This window comes from Dyella lipolytica, assembly GCF_030160075.1.
Taxonomy (GTDB): Bacteria; Pseudomonadota; Gammaproteobacteria; order Xanthomonadales; family Rhodanobacteraceae; genus Dyella_B; species Dyella_B lipolytica.
In genome coordinates this window covers 2,196,031-2,214,773 of sequence record NZ_BSNQ01000003.1, presented here as the reverse complement: position 1 = coordinate 2,214,773, position 18,743 = coordinate 2,196,031, and the positions used below count along the sequence as shown (strand labels likewise).

Below are 18,743 nucleotides of genomic sequence, written 5' to 3'. Positions count from 1 at the left end.
TCTCCCCTTCGGGGAGAGGGAGAAGAGCGTTACTCGCTTCTCAACTCGGGCATGGGTTGATCCGTAACGCGTTCGGTTCGCCGCCGCGATTTGTGCGCATACATCGTGCGATCCGCTTCGCGCACCAGTTCGGTAAAATCGGCGCTGCTTAGATGTCGCTGGTTTGGCGGGGCGCTACAGATGCCGAAGCTGATGCCTGCATCGGGAAAATCGCTTTCGCGCAGTGTCATGTCCAGTTCCGTCAGCGATCTCGCCAGGCGTTGCTGGCTGAGCTCGTCGCCGTAGGCGATCAAGGCGAATTCGTCGCCGCCTAATCGGAATGCACGGATCAGATCGCCAAGACGCGCCAGGCCTTCGCCCACCGCTTGCAGCAAATCGTCGCCGCGTTCGTGGCCCTGACTGTCGTTGACTTGCTTGAGTCCATCCAGATCGATCATCGCGATCTGCCAGGTGCCCTGGGCCGGATCGGTGTTTTCGCGGCGGGTGATCTCTTCGATCATCACGTTGAAGGCGAGGCGATTGCCGAGCCCGGTCAGCGGGTCGATGGACGCCTTGGCAACGGCTTCCTGCATGCCGCGACGGAAGCGTTCGCGGCCGTCCTCGACCAGCTTGACGTGATCGGCCAACGCAAACGCCAACAGCATGGCTTCGCAGCTGTTGCCCATCAAGGTCAACAGATCGGCGTTGTCGACGATGCTGGGCACCAGCCCGAAGTTGACCGGCAGAATGATCAAGCCTGGCACCAGCACGGCCATGTACGCCAGCGTGAAAAAGCGCGCGCGGCGTACCCCGCGCAGCAATGCCCACAGACCCATGCTGGCGGAAAACAACACCACGATGGATACCGCGAAGGTTGCGATCAGGAAAGCGAACGAAGGAAAGAACAACGATATCGGCAGCGCAACGATCGAAGCGAGCGCGATGGTATGGCCGACACGTGCCATTCGCGGCGCATGCCGCCACAGATCGAGAAAGCGGATGGTGAATCGTGCATGCACGACCGGCAGCAGAATGAACCATTGCGTGAAGTTGATCGGGCCGGTGTTAATCCCCAGCCAGCTCTGCGGCACACCAAAGAAAAAGCCCCATCCCAGCACCAGGATCAGCGCCTGGCAGCCATAGAGCGTGTAGCTGCGATCCTTGATCCACAATCCCACGAACAGGATGAAAACACCCAAGCCGAACAGCACACCCAGCGAACCGAGCATCAGGGCCGACTCGTTGGTGCGCCGTTGGTGATATTGGGTGCGGGTCTGCACATCGATACGTGGGAGCGCGGTGTAAAACCGCGATGTCACGTGGATGACGACCGCGTAGCGATGACCTGGCGTGAGCGTCACGGCGATAGTGCCGCGCGGTATGTCGTTCACCCCTGTGTCGGCACCGGTTTCGACTTGCCGACGCGAGCCATCGTCGCCCAGCACGAGCATGCTGGCGTTTTCGTAGTAGGTGTTGTCGAAGGTGACCACCCAGTCGGAAACGGGCTGGTTCGGACTGAGCGACGAAACCAGCCAGAAGTCGCCGCCGAGCATGTCGACCGAGCGCACGCGGGTACGTGCAGCGAGCCAGGTGCTTAGCTCGGTATAGCTTTGCGGCGCTTGCTCGCCCGCCGCTGCCTTATAGGTTGCGACGGAAGGCTCTTGCGACGTGGGACCGAACAGCGGATAGGGTGCGGTAGCCCGGCATGCCGTAGACACCAGCAGAGCTAGCGCAAACAACAGAAACCCCATCACGCCACGGCCCAACGACCGCGCCGACGCGGGTTCCTGCGCGTGCGAGTAATGACGCAAAGCTGCCCCTTCGCCAGTCTGCGTCCGGGGATGGTAGCACCGCCGTTATGGCCCCTGCGCAACAAATTTCGCTCGGGCGGGCGTTGGCGAACCTCGAAAAACCCTACCTGACGGTCTTGTCTCTGGTTTGTTCCACTACCATTTAGCACCCGTCGATCCCGGATAAGTAAAACGATGGCTGCCTTTCGCCTGGCGCTCGCCCAATACGATTTCCCCGTTGGCGCGGTGGCCGCCAACACCGCCAAGGTGCGTGAACTCATGGCGCGCGCACGTGCCGGCGGTGCGTCGCTGGCGGTTTTTCCAGAGCTGACCATCAGCGGTTATCCGCCGGAAGATCTCTTGCTGCGGCCCAGCTTTCTCTCCTCCTGCCAGAGAGCCATAGAAAGCCTCGCGGCCGATACCGACGGCCTGGCCGCCATCGTCGGTTTTCCGCATAGCCAGGGTGAGGTGTTCAACGCGGCGGCGTTCCTGCGCGGCGGGAAGATCGTTCAAGTCACGCACAAACAGGCGCTGCCCAACTACGGCGTGTTCGATGACAAGCGCTATTTTCGCCCCGGCCGCACCAGCGCTGTCGCGGTCGTTGATGGGATTCGCGTCGGCTACTTGATCTGCGAAGACATCTGGCAGGCCGAACCCGCGGCTGCCGCCGCCGCCGCGGGCGCGGAGCTGATCGTGGTGATCAACGCCTCGCCCTGGGACGATGCCAAACAAGCGACGCGCGAAGAGGTGTTGGTCGCTCGCGCCAAGGAAACCGGTTGCGCGCTGATCTATCTCAATCTTGTCGGCGGTCAGGATGAAGTGGTCTACGACGGCGGGTCATTGATGGTGAACGGCGACGGCAGCATTGCCGCACGCGCGCCGGCTTTCGTCGATGCTTTGCTGTGGGCGGACTTTGATCCGGCCGATCGAACTTTGCATGCCAGCGATTGGCCGATCGCTGCAGATACATCGCGCGAAGCAACGCTATACGCCGCGCTCGTGCGAGGCATTCGCGATTACATCGACAAGAACGGTTTCGGCGGCGTGTTGCTGGGCTTGTCCGGTGGCATCGATTCGGCCCTGACACTGGCGCTGGCAGTGGATGCACTGGGTCCGGGCCGCGTCACGGCGGTGATGATGCCGATGCGCTACACCTCGCAACTCTCGCTGGACGGTGCGCGCGGACAGGCCGAGCGTCTGGGTGTGGAATATCACGTCATCGATATCGAACCGACCTACGACGCATTCATGACCGCCCTGACGCCGTTGTTCGGCGGCAAGCAGCCCGATACCACCGAAGAGAACCTGCAGTCGCGCACGCGCGGCGTGATGTTGATGGCTTTGTCCAACAAGCACGGCCGCTTGTTGCTGGCGACCGGCAACAAGAGCGAGATGGCGGTGGGTTATGCCACGCTGTACGGCGATATGTGCGGCGCTTACGCACCGCTCAAGGATGTCTACAAGACCGAGGTCTATCGCCTATCGCGCTGGCGCAATGAAGCCAAACAGCGGGGAACGGGCAACGCGGGCGACTGGGCGATTCCACCGGCGGTGATCGATCGTCCGCCTTCGGCCGAGCTGCGCGACAACCAGACCGATCAGGATTCGCTTCCCCCTTACGACGAACTCGACGCCATCCTCGCCCGCTTTATTGAAGACGAACAATCGCAATCGGAAATCATCGCGGCCGGCTATGACGAAAACACCGTGCACCGTGTGGTGCGGCTGGTGCTGGTCAACGAATTCAAGCGTCGTCAGTCGGCCCCTGGGCCACGCGTCACCACGCGCGCATTCGGCCGCGAGCGGCGTTATCCGATTACCTCGGGGTGGAAGTGATCGGCCGCGTCGGCTAGAGCGTTTTCGTCATTCATCGCCACACAAAAAAGCCGGTGGCCCAAGGCGCACCGGCTTTCGTGTTTTTGGCGGTGATCCGCTGGCTCAGTAATGGCCCGAGAACGGAATCATCTTGCGCAGCATCGACGGCGAGTGCGGCCACTTGGGATCTTTCAGGTACGGATGATCCGGATAGTTGAGCACAAGCACGCTGCGAGTCTGCGCGGCCAGATCTTTTTGACCCAGCGCCAGGTAGCTGCGGCAAAGAATAGCGAGTGCATCGCCGGCCTGCGGAGATTCCTGGTAATGCTCGATCACGTACTGGGCGCGGTCGGCCGCGGCCACGTAAGCCTTATTGCGGATATAGAAGTCCGCCACGTTGACTTCGAACTGGGCTAGCACGTTGCGCAGGTAAATCATGCGCTGGCGTGCATCGGCGGAGTAGGCGCTGTCGGGGAAGCGGCGGGTGAGTTCGGAGAAATCATCGAACGCTTTCAGGTTGAAACCCTGGTCGCGACGCGTCTGGGCACCCGTGCGCTCGCTAGCGAAAGCGCGCTCGATCACACCGCTGGTGCGATCAAAGTTGATCAGACCGCGCAAGTAATAGGCATAATCCACATGGTCGTTGAGCGGATTGGCCTTGATGAAGCGGTTGACCGTGGAATAAGCGTCGTCCGGCTTGTTGTTCTTGTACTGCGCGTAGGCCAGTTCCAGCTGGGCTTGCTGGTTGAACGGGCCGGACGGGAAACGGGCGATCAGGCGCTGGTAGGCTTTCTCGGCCGCCGAATAATCGGCATGCATCAGATCATTGTGTGCCTTGGCGTAAAGCTGCGGCAGCGGCAAGGTATCGAGCGGGTCGCCGTTGTGCCGGAACCACGAGCAGGCGCTCATCGTCAAAGCCAGGACGAGCACGATCAGTACTTTAAGGGCAGATGTCGGGACGGCCGGCAGCTTGGTTACGCGCATGAGTAAGGGGTTCAGATGTTTGAGCGAAAAGGGATCATAGCCGAAACCGGCCTTCAGCCGGGGGAGCAGGGATGACCATCATTCGTCATGAGGCGATCGTCCCCCTGTCTGCCGCAGGTCGGAGATTCGACCAGGCATTGGCCGAGATGTTCCCGGACTATTCACGCTCCCGCCTCACCGCGTGGGTGAAGGCCGGCGCGGTGACCCTGGACGGAGCGCCGGCCCCGCCGCGCCAACTGCTGCGGGGCGGTGAGCAGGTACGGCTGGAAGCGGAGCTGGAGACCGAGGTCGCCAGCGCGCCCGAGGCCATCGCGCTGGACATCGTCCACGAGGATCCGCACCTGCTGGTGATCAACAAGCCGGCCGGCCTGGTGGTGCACCCCGGCGCCGGCAACCCGGCGGGCACGGTGCTCAACGCCTTGCTGCACCACGATCCGAAGCTCGCTGAATTGCCGCGCGGCGGCATCGTGCATCGGCTGGACAAGGAAACCTCCGGCCTGATGGTGGTGGCCAAGACGCTCGCTACGCATACGGCCCTGGTCGACATGCTGTCCCGTCACGACGTAGAGCGGCAGTACGAGGCCATTGTGCTGGGCACGCTGATCGCGGGCGGCACCGTCGATGCGCCGATCGGCCGCCACCTTGGCGACCGCCTGCGTCAAGCGGTGCGCGACGAGGAAGATGGCAAGCATGCGGTCACTCACTACCGTTTGCGCGAACGCTTCCGCGCCCACACCTTGATTCAGTGCAATCTGGAAACGGGGCGTACGCATCAGATCCGCGTGCATCTGGCGCATATCAATCATCCGTTGGTAGGTGATCCGTTGTACGGCGGTGGTTTGAAGCTACCCAAACGCGCGACGCCTGAGCTCACTGCGGCACTGCGAGGTTTTCGGCGACAGGCGTTGCATGCGGAGCGTTTGTCGTTCCAGCATCCGGTTGGCGGAGCCACGATGGCGTTCGAAGCGCCGCGCCCAGCAGACCTGGAAACGCTGATCGCCACGCTTCGCGCCGATCTGGCCGCCAATGGCCCGGACGAGTATTGATCGCGGTGACTTCCATGACCGACGCTTGGATCTTCCCCGATTGGCCCGCACCGAATCGCGTACATGCGGCGGTCACGACGCGCAACGGTCCTGGCATTTCGCAAGCGCCGTTCGGCCGTTTCAATCTTGGCTTGCGCAGTGGGGACGATGCGCAGGCCGTGCGCGCCAATCGCAGTGCGCTACACCAATCGCTGGATTTGCCCGCCGAGCCGCGTTGGTTGCGGCAAGTGCACGGTACGGCCGTCGCCGAGCTGGGCCCTTTGCCGAGTGCCCATGAACCCGAAGCAGATGCGGCGGTCTCGCGTCTGCCGGGCACCGTGCTGGCGATACTCACCGCCGACTGCCTGCCAGTGCTGTTCTGCGCCGACGACGGCAGCGCCATCGGCGCGGCTCACGCCGGTTGGCGCGGGTTGGCTGCCGGCGTATTGGAGGAAACCATCGAGCAGATGCAGCAGCCCGCCGCCGGTCTGATGGCATGGCTCGGGCCCTGCATCGGCGCGGCGTCGTACGAGGTGGGCGAAGAAGTACGCAAAACCTTCATCGAGCAGGATGCCGCTGCCACCGACGCCTTCACTGCGACGCGTCCCGGGCACTGGTTGTGCGATCTGGCGGTACTGGCACGACAGCGCCTGCTGGCGGCTGGTATCACGCGCATTTATGGCGGCGGATTCGATACCCGCACGGATGCGCGCTTTTATTCGTATCGCCGCGAGGGTGCGCGCAGCGGCCGTTTCGCCAGCCTGATATGGCTTGCCGATAGCTGATAACGGCCGTTTCCCTGCTCTTGGCTGAAGCCGCGCCGGAGTGCCATGCTTGGGTTCGCTTGAATCGCCCCGCGCTGTCCGCATCTCTTCGGCCAGTGGCGGCGTGTCCGCCAAACCTTTTTGGGGATACTCCGATGCGAATGGACAAACTCACGTCGCGTTTCCAGCAGGCACTGGCCGATGCACAGTCGTTGGCGGTGGGACGCGACAACAACATGCTCGAGCCCGTGCACGTGATGGCGGCGCTGCTCGATCAGCAAGGCGGTTCGACCGGGCCGTTGCTCACTCAGGCGCAGGTGAACGTGCCGGCATTGCGCCAGCGCGTGGGCGAATCGCTTGAACGCTTGCCCAAGGTCAGCGGGCAAGAGGGCAACGTACATGCCAGCAACGAGCTGACGCGGCTGCTCAATCTCACCGACAAACTTGCGCAACAGCGTGGCGATCAGTTCATCGCCAGCGAGCTATTCGTGTTGGCAGCGTTGGACGACAAGGGCGAACTCGGCGCGGCGCTGAAAGCAGCTGGCGCTACCAAGACGAATCTCGAAGCCGCCATCGAAAAAGTGCGCGGCGGCGAAAAAGTGCAGAGCGAAAATGCCGAGGATCAACGCCAGGCGCTGGAGAAATACTGCATCGACCTTACCTCGCGCGCCGAGAGCGGCAAGCTCGATCCGGTGATCGGCCGCGACGAGGAAATCCGCCGCACCATCCAGGTGCTTCAGCGCCGCACCAAGAACAATCCGGTATTGATCGGCGAACCGGGCGTCGGCAAGACCGCGATCGTCGAAGGTCTCGCACAACGCATCGTGAAAGGTGAAGTGCCCGAGGGTTTGCGTGATCGTCGCGTACTCGCGCTCGACATGGGCGCGCTGATCGCCGGCGCCAAATTCCGCGGCGAATTCGAGGAGCGACTAAAGGCCGTGCTGAACGATCTGTCGAAGAACGAAGGCCAGATCATTCTGTTCATCGATGAATTGCACACCATGGTCGGCGCAGGCAAGGCCGAGGGCGCGATGGATGCGGGCAACATGCTCAAGCCCGCGCTGGCGCGCGGTGAACTGCATTGCATCGGCGCTACCACGCTGGACGAGTATCGCAAGTACATCGAAAAAGATGCTGCGCTGGAACGCCGCTTCCAGAAAGTCTTCGTCGGCGAGCCGAGCGTGGAAGACACCATTGCGATCCTGCGCGGGCTGAAAGAACGCTACGCGGTGCATCACGGCGTGGAAATTACCGACCCGGCGATCGTCGCCGCCGCCACCTTGTCCAACCGTTACATCACCGACCGCCAGCTGCCGGATAAAGCCATCGACCTGATGGACGAGGCCGCTTCGCGCATCCGCATGGAAATCGACTCCAAGCCGGAAGAGTTGGATCGCCTCGAGCGCCGCCTGATCCAGCTGAAGATTCAGCGCGAGATGCTCAAGAAAGAAACCGACGACGCGTCCAAAAAGCGTCTCGCCGATCTCGATACCGATATCGGCAAGCTGGAGCGCGAGTTCTCCGATCTCAACGAAGTATGGAAATCGGAAAAGGCGGCGTTGCAAGGTGCGACCAAGGTGAAGGAACAGATCGAACGGGCGCGTGTGGAACTGGAAGCGGCGCAACGTCGGCAGGACTACGCCAAGATGAGCGAGATTCAGTACGGCAAGCTGCCCGAACTGGAAAAGCAGCTCGCTGCCGCGCAAGCCGCCGAAAAGCAGGATTTCAAGCTAGTGCAGGACCGCGTCACCGAAGAGGAAATCGCCGAAGTGGTGTCGCGCTGGACCGGCATTCCCGTCAACAAGATGCTGGAAGGCGAACGCGACAAGTTGCTGCGCATGGAAGAATCGCTGCATAAGCGCGTGGTCGGTCAGGACGAAGCGGTGCGTGCGGTATCCGATGCGATCCGCCGCGCGCGTGCGGGCCTGTCCGATCCGAATCGTCCTTACGGTTCATTCCTGTTCCTCGGCCCCACGGGCGTGGGCAAGACGGAGTTGTGCAAAGCGTTGGCCGAATTCCTGTTTGACACGCAGGACGCCATGGTGCGCATCGACATGAGCGAGTTCATGGAAAAGCATTCCGTGAGCCGCTTGATTGGCGCACCTCCAGGCTATGTCGGTTACGAGGAAGGCGGCTACCTCACCGAGGCGGTGCGTCGCCGTCCGTACAGCGTGATCCTGCTCGACGAAGTGGAGAAAGCGCATCCGGATGTTTTCAATATCCTGTTGCAAGTGCTCGACGACGGACGCCTCACCGACGGCCAGGGCCGCACGGTGGATTTCCGCAACACCGTTATCGTGATGACGTCCAACCTCGGTTCGCAGCTGATCCAGGAACAGGCCGGCGACTCGGAGGCCGACTATCTGCAAATGAAGGCATCGGTGCTCGGCGTGGTGCAGGCGCACTTCCGGCCCGAGTTCATCAATCGGCTGGACGAACTAGTGGTGTTCCGTCCGCTGGAGAAGAAGCAGATTCGCGCGATCGCGAAGATCCAGCTGGCGTATCTGGAAAAGCGCCTTGCCGAGCGCCAGCTGAAACTGGAGATCGGCGACAAGGCGTTGGATTTGTTGGGCAACGTCGGCTTCGATCCGGTGTACGGTGCGCGTCCGCTCAAGCGCGCCATCCAGCAGCAGTTGGAAAACCCGCTGGCGAAGGAAATTCTGGAAGGCCGCTATGCACCCGGCGCGATCATTGCCGTCGATGCGGAGCACGGACATCTGGTCTTCCATCGTCGCTGACCGGCATGGCGTGATGATGTGGCCCCGGACTCGTTCGATCAACGAGTCCGGGGTTGTCGTGGTTTCCGGCACGACGTGCACGCGCCGCGCAAAAAAAATCCCGGCCGGAGCCGGGATGTTCGATGCGATGCATCGCAGGAGTTTGGCAGTGGGTCGAATCACCAGTGATAGATCACTTTGGTGTAATAGTAGCGCCCATTGAAGCCGTCGGGTGAAAATTCTGAATACGGAATGGTGCCGTTGGTACTGTTCGCAGCGATGACCTTGTCCGGATAGCTGTTGCTGGCATTGTCCACGCCGAGTGTGAAGGTCCAGTTGTCGAGGTTGTAGCTGCCGGCCAGATCGAGCACCCATTGCGGGCTGAAGGTCTGGTTTAGCAGGTACGAACTGTTGCTGTACGCGGTGAAGCTTCCGTAGCGCGTCAGGTTACCGTTGAACACCCAATGCCCCAGCGTGTAGTTCTCGTTGAGGATCAGCTTGCTGCGCGGGGTGGAATTGGCCAGCAGACCCTTTACATCGCGATAGCTCACGCGTTGCAACCGCAATCCCAACGCATCCAGTTGTGGCGGATTAGCTGCCACGCCAGTGACCTGGGTGCGGTTGTAGTTGTAGCTCAAGGTGCTATCCAGCAGGCCATCGTTACCGAAATCCGAACGGTAGCTGGCAACCAGGTCTCCGCCTTGCGTGCGCGTATTCACCGCATTCGTGAAGTATTGCGCCGAGCTGAAGGCCACGTTGGTGATGCCGTGTGAGGCCAGGTAATTCACCACCGCCGGATCGTTCAAGCCGCTGAGCGTGCTGGAAAGCACGATGCGGTTGTCGATCTGGATCTGGTAGATGTCGAAGGTCAGCGTCAGCGGATCGATCGGGTTGAACACCGCGCCAACGGTGTAGTTGTGCGACTTCTCCGGCCGCAACGACTGCGCGCCCAGCAACTGCGCCACCGGATTGCCGACCGGCAACAGGCCGGTCTGATAGATGCCCGGAGCGACGCCAGGACCTGCATTGCTCGGTGTCAGGTACAGCGAGCCGATCTGCGAATAATCTTCCTGCGCCAGCGACGGTGCGCGGAAGCCGGTCGATGCGCTGGCGCGCAGCGCAAAGCGGTCTGTGAAGTCATAGCGTGCGGCGAGCGAGCCGGAGACGGTGTTGCCGAAGTCGTTGTAATCCTCGTGGCGTACCGCGACCGACGTACCCAGCTTGTCGGTGAGATTGGTTTCCAGGCTCACGTATTCGGCCACATCGCTGCGACTCCACGAACCGACATTGACAGGGCTGTAGCCGCTGAAACCTTGCGCGCCGCCGCTGACGCCCGAGGTACCCACGTAATAGGAACTCGGATCGCCACCGCCGATGTGGTAAGTGTCGCGCAGATATTCCGCACCGAAGGCCAAGGTCACTGCGTTGGGCAACCAGCCGACCGTCAGGTCTTTGGCGACATCCGCATCCACCGCCTGCTGCGCCGACGAGACGATGCCGTCGAAGAAACGGGTCGGCGTATAACCGAAGTCGTGCAGGAAGGCATAGTTGGCACTGTCGATGGTATTGAGCGCGACGCGGTTGCCGCCGTAGTTGGCGCTTACATCCCAGCGCCAGCCGTCCGTTGTGCCGCGCACGCCGGCAACTAGCGCTTGATCGGTACTGCGGGCTTGCAGCAGCGGTTGATAGCCATCGGGATAGAGCGCCCTAAGTGAGGGCTTCACCGATGCCGGATACAGATACGGGTTGCGATAGAGCTCATCGGAAAAAGCGTTGCGCTCGTGATAACTGCCGAACGCGTAGAACTGCACGTTAGGAGTGATGTCGTACTGCGTATTGAGGAACAAGTTGTGCTGGCTTACCGAGGGATCGCCGAACACCTGCTTCTCGCCCAGTTGCGGATAACGCACATCGGCGCCACCGTGGTTGGTCGGATCCTGATGGCCATCGTCCACGCTGATGCGCAGCCAGCCTTTGTCACCACCCAGCGGAATACCGACGTTGGCCGAGCCTAGCCACTGACGACCGCCACCCCTCTGGTACTGACCACCATCGAGCTCGATCGAGCCACCCTGGGCGCCATGTTTGAGGATGATGTTGATAACGCCGGCGATGGCGTCGGAGCCGTACTGGGCCGATGCGCCGTCGCGCAGCACCTCAATGTGATCTATCGCGGAAAGCGGAATGGTGTTCAGGTCAACCGGTGCCGAGCCGCGTCCAATGCTGCCGTCAGTGTTGACCAGCGAGCTGGTGTGCCAGCGCTTGCCGTCGACCAGTACCAACACTTCATCCGGTGCAAGACCGCGCAGCTGCGCTGGCCGTTGCGAGTCGGTCGTGTCTGTGGCTGAGGGGCGCGGGAAATTCAGCGACGGGATCAGGCGTGCCAGTGCCGTGGCGAGTTCGTTCGTGCCGGTGCTTTGCAGTGCGGTAGCTGGGATGACATCGATCGGTGACAGCGAAGTACTGTCGGTCCGGTTCTGTGCTCGCGTGCCGGTGACAATCACGGCCTGCAGGCTTTTGGCATTGCCGGGTGGGGGTGGGTTTTGTGTCGCGTCCTGCGCGGCGGCTGTGGTGGTGAGTGCAAGTAGTACGGCAGCGGTGAGTAGCGTTGTTGTGTTTTTGTCGAGCTGTTTCTTCATGCGGTATATCCCCTAGCGCTTATTTTGTGCTTTGCAGCAATTTCAGATTAGTGACAGCGCAGCCTGGCATCAACCGATGTTTGGGCATCTAAAAGTCCAAATAGGAATATCCATATCGAACACATAGTTACCCGCGTATTCCGCGGGGGTATCGGGCTGCTGACGAGCGCGAGAGGCACCGTTGACCTCGTGAGCGATTGGGCTAGGCGCGCAGGGAGGCAGGCACTACCATGCCCCGGCTTGAGGTGACTGTCGGCGTTGTGCCGGCGGTTGAAACGGGAATAAGGCAGGACGCTGTGAATACAGTTCGCCACTGTCCCGCGCTGTTGGTCTCCGCACCGGCATCAGGGCAAGGCAAGACCTCGGTCACCGCTGCGCTGGCGCGCTGGCACACACGGCAGGGCCGGCGCGTACGCGTGTTCAAGACCGGCCCGGATTTTCTCGATCCCATGATGCTGGAGCGCGCGGCAAGCACGCCGGCGTACCAGCTGGATCTGTGGATGTGCGGCGATGCGGATGTGCGCATGCGTTTGTTCGATGCCGCTGGCGCCGCCGACCTGATCCTGGTGGAAGGTGTGATGGGTTTGTTTGACGGCGCACCGTCCAGCGCCGATCTGGCCCAACAGCTCGGCTTGCCGGTGATGGCCGTGATCGATGGCTCGGCGATGGCGCAGACCTTCGGCGCGCTCGCCTGCGGGTTGGCCGCCTATCGCGAAGGGCTGTCGATGTATGGCGTCGCTGCCAATCGTATCGGCGGTGCTTACCACGCGCAGTTGCTGCAAGAGAGCGTGCCGCCATCATTGCATTGGCTGGGTGCCTTGCCGTATGACGAAACCTTGGCCTTGCCGGAACGCGATCTTGGATTGATTGCCGCGGACGAACTGGCCGACATCGATGCGCGGCTCGATGCACTGGCCGACGCATGGTCGCAGCACGCAGCGACTGCGCTGCCGCCGCCCATGGCTTTCGAGGCGCCGGCGACCGATCCCATTCCCTTGCTGTTGAAGGGGCAGCGTATTGCCGTGGCGCGCGATGCGGCATTCTGCTTTTTGTATCAGGCCAATCTCGATCTGCTCAGTGAAGCCGGCGCCGAGTTGCGTTTTTTCTCGCCGTTGGCAGACGATGCGTTACCCGATTGCGATGCGGTTTGGCTGCCGGGGGGCTATCCGGAATTGCATCTCGCCACGTTGTCGAGGCGACATGACTTGCACGCTTCGCTGCGCGCCCATCGCGATGCCGGCAAACCCATCCTGGCGGAGTGCGGCGGCTTGCTGTTCGCTCTGGAATCGTTGGCCGATCGCGACGGTGACGAGGCGCCCATGGCCGGTTTGCTCTCCGGTCGCGCGGTGCTGCAATCGCGCCTGGCAGCACTGGGCCTGCAAAGTGTGGAGTTGCCCGAAGGCACGCTGCGCGGCCATACCTTCCACTATGCGCGTGCATGGATCGTCGCCGAGCCGCTGGCACAGGCATCCAACCCAAACGAAGGTCCATGTCAGGAAGCGGTGTACCGCACGCGCCGGCTCACGGCCAGCTTCGTCCACTTCTACTTTCCCTCGAATCCGCTGGCCGCGCAGCGACTGTTTCTGCCATGAGTGCGATGCGTACTTTGATCCTTGGCGGCGCCCGCTCGGGCAAGAGCGCGCTGGCCGAGAGGCTGGCTGTTGGAAGCGGACGCGACGTGGTGTACATCGCCACCGCACAATCGGGCGACGAGGAAATGGCGGTGCGTATCGCTCACCATCGGGCGCGTCGCCCGGTGTCGTGGTTGTGCGTGGAAGAACCGCTGCGCCTCGCTGCCGTGTTGCATGAACATGCGCGCGCCGACCGCTGCATTCTCGTCGACTGCCTCACACTCTGGCTCAGCAATCTTCTCGGCGATGCCGATGCGCAACGTTTCGAACAGGAGCGTGCTCTCTTGCTGGATGCATGGTCGACGTTGCCTGGCGAGGTGTTGATGGTCAGCAATGAAGTCGGCCTCGGCATCGTGCCGTTGGGCGCGTTGACGCGCCGCTTCGTCGATGAAGCGGGGCGTTTGCATCAATCCATTGCGGCGATCAGTGAGCGTGTGCTCTTCGTCGCCGCAGGTCTGCCACTTGTATTGAAAGGAACCCTTTGATGAGTATCGACTGGCTCACCGCGCCTTGCGCACAGCCCGATGCGGCCTTGGCAGAAGCTGCACATGCGCACCAATCCCAGTTGACCAAACCGCCGGGTTCGCTCGGCATGCTGGAAGCGCTGGCGATCCAGCTGGCGTCTTTACAGCGCACAGCGCAGCCCGCGGTGGATCGCGTGTGGATCAGTGTGTTTGCCGGCGATCATGGCGTGGCGGACGAGGGCGTGTCGGCGTTTCCGCAGGTCGTCACCGGCGAAATGGTGCGCAACTTCGCGACCGGCGGTGCAGCGATCAGCGTGCTGGCGCGTAGCCTGGGCGCCGACCTGGAGGTGGTGAACCTGGGCACGGTGAACGATCCGGGTGAGATTCCCTCTGTGCGACGGGCAATCATTGCACCGTCCACGGCCAATTTTTGCCTTGGCCCAGCGATGACGATGACGCAGCTGGAAACGGCCTTGGCGGTCGGCGCGGAAAGTGTGCGGACGGCAAAAGCATCGGGTGCGCAGCTTTTTATCGGCGGTGAAATGGGAATCGCCAACACCACGTCGGCCGCGGCCTTGGCGAGTGCGTTGCTCAACGAGCCGCCGTCGACGCTTGCGGGTGCAGGCACCGGCCTTAATGCGGCTGGCGTCATGCACAAGGTCACCGTGCTCGAGCGCGCGTTGGCGCTGCACGTCGGCGCCACCACACCGTTGGAACAACTGCGTTGTCTGGGCGGTTTCGAAATTGCCGCATTGGTTGGCGCGTACATCGCTGCTGCGCAATCTGGGATACCGGTGCTGGTGGACGGTTTCATCACTACCACCGCAGCGCTAGCGGCAGTCACGATGCGTCCGGATCTGCGCCCGTGGTTGTTGTTCGCACATCGTTCCAAGGAGCACGGACACGCGCGATTGCTACGCGCGTTGGATGCCGAGTCCGTGCTCGATCTCGGCCTGCGTCTCGGTGAAGCCAGCGGTGCGGCAACGGCCGTGCCTCTGCTGCGGCTGGCCTGTGCCCTGCACAACGGCATGGCGACGTTTGCGCAGGCCGGCGTATCCACTGCGTGACTATGTCTATCGAACTGCTGCGCCACGGCGACACCGGGCAGCGTGGTTACCGCGGCCAGCTCGACGATCCGTTGAGCGATGCGGGATGGATGCAATTGCGCGACGCGGTGGCGGGGCATGCATGGGACATCATCGCCTCCTCGACGCTGCAACGTTGCGCCTTGTTCGCGCGCGACCTGGCGCTTGCGCGCGGTTTGCCGTTGCGTCTCGATGCGCGGCTGGCCGAATATCATTTCGGAAGTTGGCAGGGCGTGCCGATGGAACAGATCGCTGAAGAGCAGGGCGATGCATTGGCGCGCTTTTGGGCAGATCCGGTGGCGCATCCGCCACCGAACGCGGAACCCTTGGATGCTTTTCGCGATCGTCTGTGTGCGGCGCTCGACGACCTTGCTGCCGAAGCCGGCGGTCAGCGTGTATTGGTGATCACGCACGGCGGCGCGATCCGCATGCTGCGCTGTTTGCTGGAAAAACGCGGCTATGGCGACATGGCCAGTATCGATGTACCGCATGCTTCGCTGCATCGTCTTGTGTGGCCTGCCACGGTGATCGCCTGATGCGCAGCCTGCTTGCAGCTATCGGTTTCCTCACTCGGCTGCCGGTGCCGGCGGATGTGTTCGACGATGAGCGCGCCAAGGCTGCGTCCTTGGCGTGGTATCCGTTGGTGGGGTTGTTGCTGGGAGCGTTGTTAAGTGCATTGGCTTGGCTGCTGCGTGACACGCCTTCGCTGTTGTCGAGCGGCCTTGTCGTCGTCGCTTGGGTCGCCTTGACGGGCGCACTGCATCTGGACGGACTGGCCGACAGCGCCGATGCGTGGATCGGCGGTCTGGGTGATCGCGAGAAGACGCTGGCGATCATGAAGGACCCGCGTTGCGGTCCGGCAGGCGTGGTGGCGCTGGTGCTGGCGCTGCTGTTGAAGTTCGCTGCGCTTGCGAGCCTGCCGGTCGTGCCATGGTCGGCCCTGCTGTTGGCGCCCTTGCTGGCGCGGGCTGGTTTGACGGCGTTGTTCCTCACCATGCCTTATGTGCGCGGCGGCGGACTCGGGACGGTGTTGACCAACGCACCGCGCGGGACGTGCTTCGTTGCCCTGGCGATCACTGCAGGACTCTGTCTATTGGGCGGCTGGCGCGGCCTGCTAGCGCTCGCGGCCGCCACGCTAGTGTTTGGCGTGTGGCGCATGGCCTGCCTGCGCCGGTTGGGCGGATTCACCGGCGATACGGCGGGAGCCCTGGCGGAAATGGTCGAAGTGGCCGTGCTGGTGGTACTCGCCCTGCGTTGAGGCCGGTGCGGTTGGTTGAAATCCGCCTTCGCGACCCGATAATGACGGGCTGCCAGCAGCTGTTAGGCTGCCGGCATCGCGGAGTGTGTCCATGCCTATCTATGAATTCCAATGCAGCGCCTGCGGCCACCGCTTCGACCGGTTGCAGAAACTGTCCGATCCCGATCCGTCCGTTTGCCCCGACTGCGATGCACCCCAGGTGCAGCGGCAGGTGAGCGCGCCATCGTTCCGTCTTGCAGGCGGCGGCTGGTACGAGACCGATTTCAAGAAAGACGGCGACAAGAAGCGCAACCTGGCCGGCGATGCCGCGGCCAGCAAGCCTGCCGAGGGCGCTACTCCTGCGGTGAAGGCTGAAACGAAGCCTGCAAGCGCGCCGAGCAACGCCGAATAGTCCGAGAGTCGAACCCCTTCTCCCCTCCGGGGCACGCGGGGAGAGCACATGGATGTGCTCGGCTTTGAGGAGCGAGGAGAAGGTTGGGATGAGGGGCCAATCTCGCGTGATTGGTGATTCGGAGCCTGCTCCGATGAAGATCGGAGCGGGCCCCAGCCCCTCACCTCAATCCTCTCCCCGAAGGGGAGAGGAGGCGAAAGCAAAGAGCCGTGCTCAAGCGGTGTTAAGATTCCGGGCCTTTTCCACGCTTTTTGCCGCCCAGGCGGCCCGGAGTTCCAAGCGTATGCGCACGCATTACTGCGGCCTCATCAACGAGTCGCTAGTCGGTCAGACCGTCACCCTGTGCGGCTGGGTCAACACCCTGCGCCTGCAGAGCCACGTCGCCTTCGTCGATCTGCGCGACCACGAGGGCTTGGCCCAGGTGGTTATCGAGCGTGAAAACGCCGCCGCTTTTGCCGTCGCCGGCGAGTTGGGTTACGAATATTGCGTGCGCGTCACCGGCAGCATCCGCAAGCGCCTGGCGGCCAACGACAAGCTCAAGACCGGCACGGTCGAGCTGCTGGCCGACACCGTGGAAATTCTCAATGCCGCGAAGGATCTGCCCTTCGCGCTGCACGAGAACCCGAACGAGGACATGCGGATGACCTACCGCTACCTCGACCTGCGTCGTCCCGAGATGCAAACCATGATGCGTACGCGCATCAAACTGGTGCAGGCGCTGCGCCGCTACCTCGACGCGCGCGGTTTCCAGGACATCGAAACGCCGATCCTCACTAAGGCCACGCCGGAAGGCGCGCGCGATTACCTGGTGCCCAGCCGCGTGCATCCGGGCCAGTTCTATGCGTTGCCGCAATCGCCGCAGCTGTTCAAGCAGATCCTGATGATGGCGGGCTTCGACCGTTACTATCAGATCGCCCGTTGCTTCCGCGACGAAGACCTGCGCGCCGATCGCCAGCCGGAATTCACTCAGCTCGACCTTGAATTCGCTTTCGTCGAAGAGAAGGACGTGCAAGATTTCGTCGAAGCGCTGATCCGTCATGTGTTCAAGGAAGTGATCGGCGTGGAATTGGCCGCCGCCTTCCCGCGCATGACTTGGGAAGAGGCCATGCGCCGTTTCGGTTCGGACAAGCCGGACTTGCGCATTGCGCTGGAACTGGCCGACGTCGCCGATGCGCTGAAGCACGTCGAGTTCAAGGTGTTCGCCGAACCGGCCAACGATCCCGCTGGCCGCGTGGCCGCGCTACGTCTGCCCGGCGGCGCCACGCTTAGCCGCAAGGAAATCGATCAGCTCACCGAATACGTCGCCAAGTACGGCGCGAAAGGTTTGGCCTGGATCAAGGTGGAAGATCTCGCCAAGGGCCGCGAGGGCATCAACTCGCCCGTCGCGAAGTTTCTCGATGATGCGGCACTCGATGCGGTGCTCAAGGCAACCGGCGCGCAATCGGGCGACATGGTGTTTGTCGGCGCGGGCAAGTGGAAAACCGTCACGGATTTCATGGGCGCGCTGCGCCTGAAGGTCGGCAAAGATCGCGGCCTGGTCGAAAATCGCTGGACGCCGCTGTGGGTGACCGACTTTCCGATGTTCGAGTACGACGAGGAAGAAAAGCGCTTCGTCGCCCTGCATCACCCATTCACCGCGCCCAAGGTCGACGATATCGCCGATTTGCGCGCGAATGCAGCCAATGCGGTGAGTCGCGGTTACGACATGGTGCTCAACGGCAACGAGATCGGCGGCGGTTCGATTCGTATCCATCGTCCGGACATGCAGAGCGCGGTATTCGAATTGCTCGGCATCGGCGCGGAAGAGGCGCAGATGAAGTTCGGCTTCCTGCTCAAGGCGCTGAAGTTCGGCGCGCCGCCACACGGTGGCTTGGCCTTCGGCATCGACCGTATCGCAGCGTTGATGGCGGGTACCGAATCGATCCGCGACGTGATCCCGTTCCCGAAGACCACGAGCGCACAAGACTTGATGACCGATGCGCCGTCGACGGTCGGTGGTGCGCAGTTGAAAGAATTGCACGTGGCGGTGTCCGTCACCGATCCCGCCAAGGCATGATGCCGATGTTGCCCCTCTCCCTCCGGGAGAGGGGTTGGGGTGAGGGTAGGAGCAGCGCGCGGTATTGAGTTCTCGCGCAAGGCTTTGGTTATCGCGCTCCGCTCGCACCCTCATCCGCCCTTCGGGCACCTTCCTCGCTCCTCAA

14 protein-coding genes are annotated in these 18,743 nt (G+C 62.4%); 11 read left to right on the top strand and 3 right to left on the bottom strand.

The window, feature by feature from the left end; genetic code table 11:
• Nucleotides 1-29: 29 nt before the first annotated feature.
• Complete coding sequence (locus QQL64_RS11370; RefSeq protein WP_284399402.1) at nucleotides 30-1,790, bottom strand: sensor domain-containing diguanylate cyclase; 1,761 nt, start codon at nucleotides 1,788-1,790, stop codon at nucleotides 30-32.
• Nucleotides 1,791-1,964: 174 nt separating this feature from the next.
• Here QQL64_RS11370 and QQL64_RS11365 point away from each other — a divergent pair, with 174 nt between their 5' ends.
• Nucleotides 1,965-3,605 (top strand): NAD+ synthase, encoded by a 1,641-nt coding sequence (locus QQL64_RS11365; protein WP_284399400.1) that lies wholly within the window; start codon nucleotides 1,965-1,967, stop codon nucleotides 3,603-3,605.
• 102 nt (nucleotides 3,606-3,707) lie between these two features.
• On the opposite strand, the gene QQL64_RS11360 is transcribed toward QQL64_RS11365, so the two are convergent.
• Entirely contained in the window at nucleotides 3,708-4,568 is an 861-nt protein-coding gene (locus tag QQL64_RS11360) for an outer membrane protein assembly factor BamD (protein WP_284399399.1), read from the bottom strand.
• A 71-nt stretch (nucleotides 4,569-4,639) separates the two neighbouring features.
• Between QQL64_RS11360 and rluD the strand changes: the two genes are divergently transcribed.
• The 3 genes from rluD to clpB all read left to right on the top strand — a co-directional run bounded on the left by rluD (nucleotide 4,640) and on the right by clpB (nucleotide 9,095).
• A complete protein-coding gene (rluD, locus tag QQL64_RS11355) occupies nucleotides 4,640-5,614 on the top strand; it encodes a 23S rRNA pseudouridine(1911/1915/1917) synthase RluD (RefSeq protein WP_284399398.1) in 975 nt (324 codons plus the stop codon).
• A gap of 14 nt (nucleotides 5,615-5,628) precedes the next feature.
• Nucleotides 5,629-6,378 carry a peptidoglycan editing factor PgeF gene (gene pgeF, locus QQL64_RS11350; RefSeq protein WP_284399396.1) on the top strand — a complete coding sequence of 250 codons (750 nt, stop codon included), beginning with the start codon at nucleotides 5,629-5,631 and terminating at the stop codon, nucleotides 6,376-6,378.
• Between the two features lie 134 nt (nucleotides 6,379-6,512).
• Complete coding sequence (gene clpB / locus QQL64_RS11345) at nucleotides 6,513-9,095, top strand: ATP-dependent chaperone ClpB (protein ID WP_284399395.1); 2,583 nt, start codon at nucleotides 6,513-6,515, stop codon at nucleotides 9,093-9,095.
• A 158-nt stretch (nucleotides 9,096-9,253) separates the two neighbouring features.
• Here clpB and QQL64_RS11340 read toward each other — a convergent pair whose 3' ends face one another.
• Nucleotides 9,254-11,713, bottom strand: a complete 2,460-nt coding sequence (locus tag QQL64_RS11340; RefSeq protein WP_284399391.1) for a TonB-dependent receptor plug domain-containing protein — start codon at nucleotides 11,711-11,713, stop codon at nucleotides 9,254-9,256.
• A gap of 296 nt (nucleotides 11,714-12,009) precedes the next feature.
• Between QQL64_RS11340 and QQL64_RS11335 the strand changes: the two genes are divergently transcribed.
• The 7 genes from QQL64_RS11335 to aspS all read left to right on the top strand — a co-directional run bounded on the left by QQL64_RS11335 (nucleotide 12,010) and on the right by aspS (nucleotide 18,598).
• Complete coding sequence (locus tag QQL64_RS11335) at nucleotides 12,010-13,305, top strand: cobyrinic acid a,c-diamide synthase CobB (protein WP_284399388.1); 1,296 nt, start codon at nucleotides 12,010-12,012, stop codon at nucleotides 13,303-13,305.
• 5 nt (nucleotides 13,306-13,310) lie between these two features.
• Entirely contained in the window at nucleotides 13,311-13,829 is a 519-nt protein-coding gene (gene cobU / locus QQL64_RS11330) for a bifunctional adenosylcobinamide kinase/adenosylcobinamide-phosphate guanylyltransferase (RefSeq protein ID WP_284399386.1), read from the top strand.
• Nucleotides 13,829-14,875 (top strand): nicotinate-nucleotide--dimethylbenzimidazole phosphoribosyltransferase, encoded by a 1,047-nt coding sequence (gene cobT / locus QQL64_RS11325; protein WP_284399384.1) that lies wholly within the window; start codon nucleotides 13,829-13,831, stop codon nucleotides 14,873-14,875. Before cobU ends, cobT begins: the two co-directional genes overlap by 1 nt.
• Nucleotides 14,872-15,429, top strand: a complete 558-nt coding sequence (locus tag QQL64_RS11320; protein ID WP_284399381.1) for a histidine phosphatase family protein — start codon at nucleotides 14,872-14,874, stop codon at nucleotides 15,427-15,429. Before cobT ends, QQL64_RS11320 begins: the two co-directional genes overlap by 4 nt.
• Nucleotides 15,426-16,151: an adenosylcobinamide-GDP ribazoletransferase gene (locus QQL64_RS11315; protein ID WP_284399773.1), complete on the top strand. Its 726-nt coding sequence runs from the start codon at nucleotides 15,426-15,428 to the stop codon at nucleotides 16,149-16,151. The genes QQL64_RS11320 and QQL64_RS11315 overlap by 4 nt, the downstream gene beginning before the upstream one ends.
• Nucleotides 16,152-16,242: 91 nt before the next feature.
• A complete protein-coding gene (locus QQL64_RS11310; RefSeq protein WP_284399378.1) occupies nucleotides 16,243-16,542 on the top strand; it encodes an FmdB family zinc ribbon protein in 300 nt (99 codons plus the stop codon).
• Nucleotides 16,543-16,825: 283 nt separating this feature from the next.
• The gene (gene aspS, locus QQL64_RS11305) at nucleotides 16,826-18,598 is read left to right on the top strand and encodes an aspartate--tRNA ligase (protein WP_284399376.1); all 1,773 of its coding nucleotides are present in this window, start codon (nucleotides 16,826-16,828) and stop codon (nucleotides 18,596-18,598) included.
• Nucleotides 18,599-18,743: the final 145 nt, after the last annotated feature.

Excerpts from the sequence above, each read along its gene's own strand:
- QQL64_RS11365 (WP_284399400.1), top strand. The coding sequence starts at position 1,965 with ATGGCTGCCTTTCGCCTGGCGCTCGCCCAATACGATTTCCCCGTTGGC.
- QQL64_RS11360 (WP_284399399.1), bottom strand. The coding sequence starts at position 4,568 with ATGCGCGTAACCAAGCTGCCGGCCGTCCCGACATCTGCCCTTAAAGTA.
- rluD (WP_284399398.1), top strand. The coding sequence starts at position 4,640 with ATGACCATCATTCGTCATGAGGCGATCGTCCCCCTGTCTGCCGCAGGT.
- pgeF (WP_284399396.1), top strand. The coding sequence starts at position 5,629 with ATGACCGACGCTTGGATCTTCCCCGATTGGCCCGCACCGAATCGCGTA.
- clpB (WP_284399395.1), top strand. The coding sequence starts at position 6,513 with ATGCGAATGGACAAACTCACGTCGCGTTTCCAGCAGGCACTGGCCGAT.
- QQL64_RS11340 (WP_284399391.1), bottom strand. The coding sequence starts at position 11,713 with ATGAAGAAACAGCTCGACAAAAACACAACAACGCTACTCACCGCTGCC.
- cobU (WP_284399386.1), top strand. The coding sequence starts at position 13,311 with ATGCGTACTTTGATCCTTGGCGGCGCCCGCTCGGGCAAGAGCGCGCTG.
- cobT (WP_284399384.1), top strand. The coding sequence starts at position 13,829 with ATGAGTATCGACTGGCTCACCGCGCCTTGCGCACAGCCCGATGCGGCC.
- QQL64_RS11310 (WP_284399378.1), top strand. The coding sequence starts at position 16,243 with ATGCCTATCTATGAATTCCAATGCAGCGCCTGCGGCCACCGCTTCGAC.
- aspS (WP_284399376.1), top strand. The coding sequence starts at position 16,826 with ATGCGCACGCATTACTGCGGCCTCATCAACGAGTCGCTAGTCGGTCAG.